Source organism: Rhizobium sp. AC27/96, assembly GCF_001692325.1.
Taxonomy (GTDB): Bacteria; Pseudomonadota; Alphaproteobacteria; order Rhizobiales; family Rhizobiaceae; genus Rhizobium.
Map to the genome: position 1 here is coordinate 29,696 of NZ_LXKN01000012.1, position 12,170 is coordinate 41,865.

At 60.1% G+C, this 12,170-nt stretch carries 8 protein-coding genes; 2 read left to right on the forward strand and 6 right to left on the reverse strand.

Features of this window, described 5'->3' with window-relative positions; genetic code table 11:
• Together tagF and A6U86_RS11170 are read left to right on the forward strand one after the other, a co-directional pair.
• Positions 1 to 1,386: a type VI secretion system-associated protein TagF gene (gene tagF, locus A6U86_RS11165; protein WP_068390636.1), complete on the forward strand. Its 1,386-nt coding sequence runs from the start codon at positions 1 to 3 to the stop codon at positions 1,384 to 1,386.
• A gap of 35 nt (positions 1,387 to 1,421) precedes the next feature.
• Complete coding sequence (locus A6U86_RS11170; RefSeq protein ID WP_158008745.1) at positions 1,422 to 2,294, forward strand: protein kinase; 873 nt, start codon at positions 1,422 to 1,424, stop codon at positions 2,292 to 2,294.
• A 10-nt stretch (positions 2,295 to 2,304) separates the two neighbouring features.
• Here the strand turns inward: A6U86_RS11170 and A6U86_RS11175 are convergent, their stop codons facing one another.
• The 6 genes from A6U86_RS11175 to A6U86_RS11205 form a co-directional block, all read right to left on the reverse strand.
• Entirely contained in the window at positions 2,305 to 3,453 is a 1,149-nt protein-coding gene (locus tag A6U86_RS11175; protein ID WP_068390642.1) for a polysaccharide biosynthesis/export family protein, read from the reverse strand.
• 1,546 nt (positions 3,454 to 4,999) lie between these two features.
• A complete protein-coding gene (fhuB, locus tag A6U86_RS11185; protein WP_068390644.1) occupies positions 5,000 to 6,976 on the reverse strand; it encodes a Fe(3+)-hydroxamate ABC transporter permease FhuB in 1,977 nt (658 codons plus the stop codon).
• A gap of 1 nt (position 6,977) precedes the next feature.
• Positions 6,978 to 7,847 (reverse strand): ABC transporter substrate-binding protein, encoded by an 870-nt coding sequence (locus A6U86_RS11190; RefSeq protein ID WP_068390647.1) that lies wholly within the window; start codon positions 7,845 to 7,847, stop codon positions 6,978 to 6,980.
• A 55-nt stretch (positions 7,848 to 7,902) separates the two neighbouring features.
• On the reverse strand, positions 7,903 to 10,344 hold the full coding sequence (locus A6U86_RS11195; RefSeq protein WP_198929050.1) for a TonB-dependent receptor: 2,442 nt from the start codon (positions 10,342 to 10,344) through the stop codon (positions 7,903 to 7,905).
• Positions 10,345 to 10,472: 128 nt separating this feature from the next.
• Positions 10,473 to 11,426: a FecR domain-containing protein gene (locus A6U86_RS11200; protein ID WP_068390650.1), complete on the reverse strand. Its 954-nt coding sequence runs from the start codon at positions 11,424 to 11,426 to the stop codon at positions 10,473 to 10,475.
• Positions 11,427 to 11,531: 105 nt separating this feature from the next.
• Positions 11,532 to 12,050 carry an RNA polymerase sigma factor gene (locus tag A6U86_RS11205; RefSeq protein ID WP_068390841.1) on the reverse strand — a complete coding sequence of 173 codons (519 nt, stop codon included), beginning with the start codon at positions 12,048 to 12,050 and terminating at the stop codon, positions 11,532 to 11,534.
• Positions 12,051 to 12,170: the final 120 nt, after the last annotated feature.

The following is a 12,170-nucleotide window of genomic DNA, read 5'->3' on the forward strand; positions in this document are numbered from 1 at the left end:
ATGAACGAACACCTCGCCCGCACCCAATCGCCGATGCAAGCCGATACGATCGGCTTCTTCGGTAAATTGCCGACGCATGGCGATTTCGTATCCTCCGCGCTTGGCCTGCGGCTGCAAGGCGAACTCGACCAATGGATCCGGGGCGGCCTGATCGCACTCGAATCCGCCCTGGAGAACCAGTGGCGACAGCGTTTTCACGCGACGTCCGCCTGGCGTTTCGTTGTCGGCAGCGGCATTTGGGCGCCCGGGGCCGTCGCCGGCGTGCTTCTGCCGAGCCGCGACCGTGTCGACCGCAGCTTCCCGCTCGTCATTGCCGCGCAACTGCAGAAATTTTCGGGGCAGCTGCGCGACCTCTGCGAAGACGACAGCTGGTTTATCGCCGCCGAGGCCCTTGCCGAAACATCGGAGAAGCCTGATTTCGACATGAAACGCTTTATCGAGGGGATAAAGCGCCTTCGTCTGCCATTTGCCGATATCCGTCCTGCCAATCGCGCGCGCCTGGGCACCAGCGAAGCCGCCGCTCCCGCCTCGCTCTGGTGGCGCATCAATGCCGGTACGCGCCACGGCAAGGGATTTCGCACCATGGCGGCGCCAACGGCGGAAGACTTCGTCAAACTCGTCACATTGGAAAATGACAAAGCGCCGCCGCCTCCAGAAGCTCCGGCCACGCCAGCCATTGCCATCGTGGCAGAGCCGGCAAAACCCGTGACGGCATCTCAAGCCCATTGGACGACGGACAATAGCCACGCCAGTCATCCGGGCACGCGGCTGTCGCTGAACGCCGATGCTCTTCTCGTTTCCGACAGACCAAGCATCTTTGCCGTGGCCGACGGGCTTGGCGATGGCATCGGCGCGATCGAGGCAGCGCGGATCGCAACACAGATCCTCGCCGGCATTCCCGAGCGCGAGGCTTTGCAGGCGCTGGTTCAGGATGTGAAAAGCAAGCTCAGTCATGCGCATGCCATTCTGCGCGCGAAGGGAACGAGCGGAGAGCGGGAACCGCCGGTCGCCAGCATCGTCGTTGCCGTGATGGCCGAAGGCAAGCTTGCCATCTTATGGGCGGGAGATGCGCGCTGCTATCTCCTGCGTGACAGCATGATGCGGCTTCTTACCCGCGATCATATCGATATTGGCCTGCGGCGCACCCTTGGGCGCGGTCTCGGGCTGAAGGAGCAATTCGCGGCAGAGATGATCAGCGACGAGCTTCAGCGTGGAGACCGGCTTCTGCTTGCCAGCGGCCCGCTCTCACGCTCCCTGACGGATCGGGTCATCGCGGAAATCCTGATCGAGACCCCCTTGGAGCAAGCCGCCGACGCCCTTATCCAGGAAGCGTTGATCGCCAATTGCCGCGATAATGTCAGCGCCATCGTCATCGACGCCTCATGACTCGGGATCTGAATTCGAGGGACATGCAGGAGATCGTGACACGCTTTGCCGGATTGCTGCGTATCCTCACTCACGACGGCGAAACCGAGCGACCAGCCGACATTCGCGATCTTTTGATCGATCGCCTGCGTGATGCACTCGATCGGCGCCTTCCTTCCATGCCCGAGAGCGAGCCAAGCTTTATCGGCAATACATTCCTTGTGGAGGCAGTCGTCCATTCCAATGCCCGAACTATCGTCAGCCGCCTGCGCCATCGCGATCTCGGTACATGGCACGCCCTGAAGACCATCGGCGACGATCGGCTCGATGATGCCGTAGCCAAGGCCATGCTTTTACGCGAGGTTCGCATCGGCCTGGCCCTTCGCCATGCCAATCTCGTTGCAATCCAATGCGCTGCTCGGCTGCCGGATAGCCGGCCCGCCATCATCGCGGAATGGGCAGGACCGCCCCTGTCGCAGCGATTGTCGGCTGGAGACATTTCCCTGCCGGACGTCAGACAGGCAATGAAGTGTCTCCTTGCCGGCCTGCATGCGATGCATGAAGCCGGCTATGTCCACGGCGATATCTCTCCCGCCAACCTGCTTCTATGCGACGACGATTTCGCGCGACTGAAGATTGCCGATTTCGGCTCGGCGACAGAATGCGGGAAGACCTATGGCGATCTGGATATCGCGAGGGCGGCGACGCCCGGCTTTGCAGCCCCGGAACTGTCATCCACGGAGCCGGCAGACCCGCGCATGGACATTTACGCGGCGGGCTGCGTGATGAAGCTGCTTCTGGAGCATTGCGACGAGGAGACCAGGGCTCTGTCGCCGCTAAACAACGTGGCAGCCCAACTGGCGGGGCACGCACCTTGGCAGAGGCCGCCAAATGCCATGGCAGCCCTTCAACTCATCGTGGAAAACTAGACGGAACCCGTCAATTCGCCGAGACACTTCCCGGCTGCGGGGCCGCCGCCGTCGGTACGCTTTTCTGATAGACGGTGAGCAGCTTTGCGGCGTCGACCAGTCCGGCGTTGCTGGCATAAATCGTGTCGCCGTCCTGCATCTTGAACTGCTGCATCAGGACGAAATTCGAGACGTCCTTGAGATTGACGCTGTAGATGACGGGCTTGATCGAGACGATAGTCGGGGCAGCGCTTGCCGTCTTGGAAAGCGGAGCAGCTGCCTGCGTGTAGATCTTCTGGTTGCGGAAGAGGTAGAAATTCCGCGAGTCGGCACGGTCGTCGAGCAGGCCGCCGGCGCGGGCGAGCGCCTGCGCCAGGGTCGTCTTGCCCGGCTCCAGCGGAAACTCGCCGACGCTCTTGAAGGCGCCGAGCGCCGTGAAGCTCTGGGATGCGCCGTCAACGAAGACCTGGTCGCCGGGCAGCAGGCGAACATTCTGCTTGTCATCCTGCAGAATACGATCCAACGGCGCGGTTGCGCGCTGCGATCCGCGCGTCAGCGTCACATTGGTGCTACTCGGTGCGGAGGACGCACCACCTGCAAGGGCGAGAACGTCAAGTACGCGCTCCTTGCGCGCTGTCAGCGGGAAGCGGCCGGCGGAGCGCACCTTGCCATCGACCGTGACCGCGCTCGAAGGCTTGTCGACAACTGTGACGACTGCCTGTGGATTGACCGAGGAACCCTTGAGCGCGGTCACGATCTGCGATTGCAGACCCTCGGGCGTCGAATCGGCCACGCGCTGTTTGCCGACATAGGGCATGGTGACGAAGCCACGGGAGTCGACGGTGAAGCGGCCGAGATTGAGCGACTTGCTCTGCGTCGTGGAAAGCAATCCATCTTCGCCCGTATCGAGCACGGTCACGTCGATGACATCGCCGGGGCGAAGCCGGGCATCCGAAAAGCCGGCGGAGCGAAGGCGCGAAAGGCCCTGATCGGACGGTGCATAAGACAGCGCGGCGACCTGTCCGCCCATCGGGGCGTTGGCCAGCGGCACGACCGGAATCCTCTCGCCCGAATGCGGCATCGTCGCGTTGCGAATGTTGCCGGCGCTTGGTCCATCCGACGGCCGTGCACAGGCGCTCAAGACAACCAAGGGTAAGACGACCGCCGCCAATTTCCGCATTCCCGAGCCTCCTTCGGATGTTACAGGCAAGGCAGAAATATCAACCAGAAGGCGGGAGGCAATATGCGATCCTAATAAATAATGAATTATGACAGGTCGGTTGTTTACCAATGTGTCCAAATAGCAACCTAGCACCACTTTTACGATCCAGACGTGCCCTTTCCGGCAACCAGATGATCGGATTGGAAGGCACAAAAGCTCGAGAAGCGCGAATCATTTGCTACGAGGCGAGCGCAGATTATCAACCGAAGCACGAACCATGCCGGCGCGGATGTTCGCGCTCCTCCGGGGCGAGGCTTTGGGTGCAGCTTGAAATGCCGCATCATGGATCTGCACCGAGGCGTCTTTTGAAGGACGCCTCTGGGCGTCGATCAAAGTGGATTTGACCCTGGGTTCGATCAAGACCAAGAAGCCATCGCCAGTCCGACGGTGGCGATGGCTCGCCAGGATCATGGCGGATGAAAATCGATAGCGCCATGAAAGATGAGCTTCGGATTCAGCAAAGCGAGATCTACCGCCGAGAGGGTCCCGATCCGTTAATTCCGCATCGACCCACGTTCGCCAGGTTCAGGAGGCGGCGTCTGGGGCGGTGCGGGATGTGAATGATTGTCCCGCCAATTCGGGTTGCGGAACGCCGAGTTGAGTTCAGTTCGTCGCGTTGGCCGGATTATGCACCAGTTGGTAGGAACTACGAGTGTTTGGTCATTACCAGCGATGTAAGTTGCTAGTTCTGAAAAATTGCACTTGCCGACATTTTTGACCCAATGCACCATGCCTGCGGGAATGAATGATGATTGGCCCGTAATTTCGTTCTTTGCACGGGCGCCGGAGTAACCGAAGATTTTCCCCTTTATGTCGCCCACATAGGTGCAGCATTAACGAGGGCATGCCATGCCTTGAGAATATCGGAAACACGAGCAACCACATGTCGTATTCTGAATTGAGCTTGATAGCTGCGTCGGCACTGGAAGTGATGTTGTAGCTGCCGATGAAGTCAACGATAGCGCATTAATAGTCCATTTCATGCAGTTCATGATACAGCTCGTCATGCATTCGACAATGGTTGTATTTGCGCGACCAAACGGCAAGGTCAACAACGTAATTGATAGCGGAAATACTCAATAATATTGAATCTTATGTCGTCGTTTTTCCTCCTGGATAAAGGCGCAATATCGAGGGTCGATGTAGAAATTTATGATGACGCCGATTAGATTTTAACTGCAGCCTACCCGCGAAATGTGATTGTTCGAGCAGCCATTTATACTGCCATTGTTGGTTATCGATTACTGTAGGAGATAGAAATTTTGTGCCTTGAATTGACTTCTCCTTACATTGAGGATCAGCCATATAGTGATGGTCTGTGATTTTTTGTATTGTGGAACGAAGAAGTGACGACCGGTGTGGCTTCGTTCTGCGATGCCGCAGCTGCATCTATTATTCAATAGATCAACCCACAAAGGCTTATGTGAACCTGGAAATCGTAAGCCCCCCCATTTCCCCGAGTTCATTCAGATCAGACCTCAACACCCATGCCGACCTTCATGGATTAGCGACGCTTTGCCATCAGCAGGAAAAGATAGGGCGCCGCGATCAGTGTGGCGATCAATCCGGCCGGTAGCTGGTTGGGAAACAGCAGGATGCGGCCCAGCCAGTCGGCAAGGATCATCAGCGTGGCGCCGATGGCGGTCGCCGCCGACATCTCCATCAGCGGCCGCCGGAAGCCAGCCATTCTGGCCATATGCGGCGCCATCAGTCCGATAAAGCTGAGCGGTCCGATCATCAGGACGGATAGCCCCACCAGCATGCAGGCAAAGGCAAGCAGTAAGCCCCTGCTTCGAGAGACCGGCATGCCGAGCGCCGTCTGCGTGGTCGATCCGAGCGGTAGCAGCGCCAGCCAACGCGCAAAGAGCGGCAGCAGGGCAAGGGCAAGGATGGCTGAGATCGTCAAAATCAAGGCGTCGATCGGTCTTGCAAGGAAGGTCGATCCGTTCAGCCAGCGCAGCAGATCGAACATGCGCGGATTGCCGCTGGCAAGCAACACGGACACTACGGCGCTGAAGCAGGTCGTGAGCGCGACGCCGAACATGAACAGATCATGTGGCGCAAAAGCCTTGCGATGCCCGAACAGGAGCAGCAGGGAGAGTACTGTTGCAGCGCCCGCCATACTGAGAACTATCGATATTGCCGGTCCCGCACCCGGAATGAAGAGCGCGATAACGACGCCGCAGGCAGCGCCTGAGCTGATCCCCAATAGCTCGGGGCTGGCAAGCGGGTTGGATGTCAGACGCTGGACAATGCAGCCGGCAATCGAGATCAGAGCGGCCGCCGCTGCGGCCGAAACCATTCGGGGACCTCGCCAGAACAGGGTTGCTTCGGGAGAGGATAGGCCGGTGAAGGTCCAGCCATGCAATCCCCGGCCAATCAATAGTGAAAAGCCGGCAGCCACCAGCGCCGTTGCGATGATCAGGGCAAGCATAGGTCCTTGGGCGCGCAGGCGATGCGATGCCGCTTCGATTTCCGCCTTGACGATGGGGGCCATGTCCTTGCGGCGCGCGATCAGCCATAGAAGCAAAGGCGCTCCGAGGAATGCTGTCGCGGCACCTGCGGGAATTTCCGAGGCTGTCGGAAGGATCTGAAAAAGCTGATCGGTCGCCCAAAGCAGCAATGCGCCGAAAATCGGGGCAGCCAGGAGCTGTTCATGCACACGCCGATAGCCGCATCTTCGCACGATTTCGGGCGCGGCCAGGCCGATGAAGCCGATGACGCCGACACCTGCCACACAGACGGCGGCAATCCATACGGCAAGCGCGAGCCCGCCCAGCCGGATCATGGCGGGAGATGCACCAAGGCTGGTGGCAGCTTCGTCGGAAACAGTGAGCACCGCAATCGGCCGGATCAGAAGGAGGCTCGCCAGGCAGGCGGGGATCAGGCGTGGCAGCAGATAGAGAACCGTATCCCAGTCCTGCGTGGCCAGGGAGCCGCTTCCCCAGATGAAGAGCTTGATCAGTCCGCCATGCAGCATGATCAGCAGCGTGTTGATGCCTCCGGCATAGAGGCTGGTCATGAGCCCGGCAAGCAGCAACACCTGAGCAGCAAAGCGGCTGCGCCATGCCAGCCCGAATACAAGCAGACTGGCGGCGATCCCGCCGGCAAGGGCAACAGCCGTCCGGCTGGAATGGACGAAGGAGGGCGCCCAGAGCGATGCCGCGCTCATGGCTAGAAAGGCGCCAGCCGACACGCCAAGCGTTGCCGGTTCGGCGGCCGGGTTTCGCAGGGTCAACTGCATCAGGACGCCGGCAAGCGTCAGCCCCGCCCCAATCAAAATGGCGGTCACGATGCGCGGCAGCACGCTGTAGTGCAGCGTCAATTGCGGGATGGAATGCAGGTCTGGCGCAATGGCGGCCTGCATCCAGAGATCCGGGCTCAATGTTCGTGACGCGCCATAGAGGCTGAGAGCCAGCGAGAACAGGGCGAGCACCAGGCCTGTGACCACAAGCCGAAAGGGATGGGCGTTGGCGGTCATGTCAGGCACCCTTGCCGTTCAATGCCGTGGCAAGCAGCCTGGCGAAGCGGATGATGGCGGGAACGCCGCCATTGTCCATGACCGGTGGCAGCTGGAAAATTCGTCCGTCGCGCACGGGCGGAAGAGCCTGCCAGAAAAACCCGTCCGCCGACGGCATCGACACGGAGTTGCTGCCGTCGGCGGCGATGAGAACAAGGCCGGCCTCCGGAACACCGGCGATGCGGTCAAGCCCTGCAGTGGCCTGGCCCCTCCAGAAGCCACTATCCTTCTGGGCGTTTATCAGACCGAGCCTATCGAGAATATCCGCGAAAAGGCTTCCCGGCCCGAAAACCGTGAGGTGCCTGTCATCCGCGGATGTCGCGATCCACAGCGGGCGCTCGTGCCATGATGACACCAGCACTTTCGCATCCTGCAATTGCCGCTCCATGACGGCACGAAGAGCAGGCCATGTTGATTGCTGGCCGATGGCATTGGCCAGCTGTTCAGTCCCTGAAATCGCTGACGCAATGGTCGCATCGCCGTTATGGCTGAGATCGATGATGACTGTCGGGGCAATCCGCTGCAGGAAGGGTTCACCGATGCGCAGCGACGGCGGTATGATGATGAGATCAGGGGCGAGCTCATCCAGCAACTCGAAATTCGGCGTGAACAGAAGCCCGACATCCGTGACCTCGTCCGGCATCGGTGGCTCGATAACGGATTGGCGGTAATAATCGATGGCGGGAACGCCGACGATGTTGGCGCCCAATGCCAGGGCGCTTGCCGCCAATGCCCAGTCAAGGACGACGATCCTTGGCGGCGAATGCTTTTCCTGCGCCCTAATTTCGCCTGTAAAGCCAGTCGCGATGAGGCCGCCACCCAGCAGCGCCATGAGGCGCCGCCGGGTGATGTTTGGGCCATGTGCATCGCAAGCCGCTTGCATCGGCTTACCAATGCGTCTTCAGGCTGACCATGAAGCTGCGCGGCTCGCCATAGATGCCGAAATAGCGGGTCGGGATACGGTCGAAATAGGTGCGATCGAACAGGTTCTTGACCGTCAGATTGACGTCGGCATGGTCGTTGATCTTGTAACCGACCTGAGCGTCGAAGACGGCGTAGCCACCTTGATGTCCGATATCGATGCCGGTGCCCGCGCCGCGATCCGTGCTGCTGTAGGCGCGCATGCCTGCGCCCAGGCTAACGCCATGGAGCGAGCTGTCATCCTGGAAGGTATATTTGCTCCACAGCTTGAACGTATGCTTCGGCTCTTCCGGGTCGACCACTAGGCCCTGATAGTCCGGATCGGAAAGATACTTCGTCTGCAGGTAGGTATAGCCCGCAGTCAGGTTGAGGCCAGTGAACAGCTCGCCGGTGAGCTCGGCCTCGATACCACGGCTGCGCGCCTTTCCAGCCGCGATAGAATAGAGCGGGTTCGAAGGATCGGCAACCGCGCGATGGTTGTCGTTGATGTTGAAAGCCGCCACCGTTGCGGTGAGGCCGCCGTCGAGGAACACGCCCTTGACACCGACTTCGTACTGCTGGCCGACGCGCGGCTGCAAGCCGGCACCGGTAAACGTTGTTTGGGCCTGCGGCTGGAAGATATCGGCGTAGCTGCCGTAGATCGAATAAGTGTCGTTCAGATCATAGACGATGCCGACATAAGGCGTGAATTTGTTGTTGACGCTGGGATCGGATGTCCAATCGCCTTCGGTCGGCACGATCGACCGGTGCTCGTTGCCGTAGAAGCTCAGACGGCCGCCCAGAACGAGGGTCAGCGGGTCAAGCAGCTTCAACCGGGTCTGACCATAAATTCCCGTTTCGTTGCTCCTGGACTGCTGGCCATAATTATAGGGAACATCGACTTCAGGAATGGTCGATGGTGCCGAATAGATGTCAAACAGCCCGGCACCCACATAGCCGCTCTCCGAACGCGAGGTGCGGTACGCGTAGTTTGCGCCGACAAGCAACTGGCTCTCGCGGCCCAGAAAATCGAAGGACCCGGAAAGATTGGTGTCGAAGCCGAACCATTGATTGTGAAGGGGGCCGCCCTGGATTGCGTATTGAGCCTGGTTGGTGGCCGTGTCGACACCCCCGAACATGTAGGCATATTTGCTGTTATTGCGCATGTCGCGATACATGAGCGTCGAATTGGAGACCCAACCATTGTCAAACTCGTGCTTCAGGTTGGCATAGAGTTCGCTCGTCTGGAAATCGTTGTAGCTCCAGTCGGCGCCAAAGAAGGCCGATCTTGGCGCGTTCAAATATGAACCATCCGCATAGCGCGATTGCCCATAGTCGAATGGCGAAAACCGCTGCTTCTGATAGGCGCCCGAAAGGCTCAGGGTCGTCTTGTCGTCAAGGTCGAATTGAAGTGCGCCATAGGCCGTGCCGTGCCATTCGCCGGCATCGTCATAGAAGAAGTCGCGGTCCTGGCCGGTGACGATCAATCGCCCGCGGGCACTGCCGTCGCTGTTGAAAGGCCCCGTCACATCCACGGTCTGGCGCTTGAAATTCCAGGATCCGATCTGCGTGTCGGTCGAAATCGCGAAGTGATCGAGCGGCATGCGGCGCACGAAATTGGCGGTGCCGGCCGGGCTTCCCGATCCCTGCAGCAGTCCGGCGGGACCGCGAAGGATCTCGACGCGGTCATAGATCGACATGTCGAACTGCGTCAGATACTGGACGCCGCCGGGCACGGGCATGCCATCATATTGCGCATCGAGCGCATAGCCGCGCGCGTTGAAATAGGATGTGCCGTCGCCATAGGGCGTTGCCGTGACGCCGGTGGTCTGCCGCAGCGTATCCTCAACGGAATTGAGGTTCTGGTCGGCGATCCGCTGGCGGGTGATGACCGAAACGGAATTCGGGATCTCGCGGATCGGAACCGGCATCTTGCCGGCAATCGTCACGGAGTCGGCGCGATAGGAGCCACTGCCCTCGGTCGTCGCGCCACTTGATTGGCCTTGCACCACGATCGGCGCAAGCGCGGTAGCGCCGTCGGCGCCTGCAGCCGTCGCGGGTTGTTTTGGGTCGGTCAGAACGATGGATTGGTTGCCGGCGACGCGATAGCTGATGCCGGTACCAGCCAGCAATCGGCCGATTGCTTCCGGCACGGACATAGTGCCGTTCAGCGCAGCGGAGCGACTGCCAGCCGGCAGCGTAAACCCGTAGGCGATGCGCCAGCCGCTCACGGCGCCGACATCGGCAATCGCCGCGGCAAGCGGCTTTGCAGGAATATGGAACTGGTAGGCCGATGTCGAAACGGCAGCTCTATTGGCTTTGGCATCCTGCTGAGCAGCAACCGGTATCGCTCCGGCAATCAACAGCGCCGTTGTCGCCATCAGCCTGCTGAAATCGCGTGTCCTGCCCCCGCCTGCGCGCCCAACCATTCATCTGCTCCTTGATCAACCCAAACCAACGTGGCCATGAAGCGGCCTCTGATGGGTTAAACGGGTGACGAAGCATCTGCCGTGTCGGGAAATTTCAGAAAAATGACGCCTCGGTCTATTTTTCTCTCTCAGTAGAGAATGGTGAGCAGCGGCGGTACGCGCGTGACCGTGCCGTCGACCGCTTGCGCGATCGTTTCGAGCGATGCGTTGACGTCGGTCAGCGGGAAAGTGCCGGATATCCGCCGGTCGGCCAGCCGGCCGCGAACCATGATCGGCCGGGGCGAATGCCGCTCCAGAGCGCGCACGACGTCTGCCACCCTTGCTCCCTGAACAACCAGTCGCCCGCTCATCCAGGATAGTGCGAGGTTCGTGTCCGTCGACGCGATCTTGCCGACGCGGCCGCCGGCCAGCGTCGTCTGATCGCCTTCGCGCAGGATGACCGGTTCCGTATCGTTGCTGCCGATGACGGCGACAGCACCCTCCGAGACAACGACATCGGTCTCATCAATGCCGATGTCGACATTGAACTTGGTGCCGATATCGCGGACCTCGTCGCCTCTCGCGACGACCGTGAACGTGCCCGGGACGCCATGGCGCACTTCGAAATATGCCTCGCCCCGCAACAGGCGCACACGGCGCTGGCCATTTTCGAAATCGAGCCCGATAGCAGTATCCGCGCCCAGACGCGCGATCGATCCATCCGGGAGAACGACGCTCGATATCAGTTCCTGATGCGTGACGATATCGGCCTGCCAGTTCTCGACCAGAGATGGGTTGAACCAACAGACGCAGACTATGGTCGCGACGGCGGCCGCCGGGGGGATAAGCCAGCTCAGGCGTGGCCGCAGGCGCAGGGCAATCGTCCGGCGAAACGAAGTCTTCGCGGCAATGCGCCGCGCCGGCATCTCCAACTGGGCATAGAGCACGCGCAATTCATCGAACGCGCGCCTGTGACGGCGATCGGCATTGAGCCAGTCATCCAGTTTCCGGGCTTCGCTTGCTCCAAAGGAGCCGCCCGTCCGCTTTGCCAGCCATAGAGCCGCCTGGTCGCGCTGCTCTTCCGTCGGTTCGTCGCTCGTCATTTCTCCTCGTATCACGCGCAGCCATAGCACGCCGAAACGCACGCGCCATCTCTATAGTGGAGAACGGGCGACGGATGAAATGCCGTGTCTCATGAGGACGGGATTTCAGCTCTCTTGGCGAATATGGGTTGCAAGACTTGCCTGGCAATGCCGCAGGGCCCTTGCAATATGCTTCTCGACGCTGTTGACGGAGATGCCTTGAAGACGGGCAATGTCCTTGTTCGACAGCCCGTCGACCCGCCGCATCAGGAAGATATCGCGGCAGCGAGGGGATAGTGCGGCCAGTGCCTCATCGAGCGCGGAAAGAGCCTCGCGCGCTTCCAGACCGGCTTCCGCCGATGGTGTGGACACAGGCATCTGTTCCGGCAGAACGGAAGAGATCAGTTCTGCTCGTCTGCTTTCGCGCCGATGATGCTCGATGGCTGCATTTCTCGCGGCGGCATAAAGCACATTACGGTCGTCCTCGGCCGTGGCTCTCGGGCCTGCCGCAAGCGCGCGGACAAAGACATCCTGCACGATATCGGCTGCCGTCTCCTGATTGCGGACACTCTTGCGGACCAGGGCTTCCAAACGGCGATGATGCTCTGCGAAAAGCCACCCGATCTTGCTGCCCCAACTCGTCATCGCAAACTCAACCTGCTTCGGCGGATCTTTCCATGTGCCGCTGATCTGCAATTACAAAGGGGCGGTTGGCTCTGCAATCGCTATAGATTGGACTCATTCTATGGAGCGGATGGAAAAACA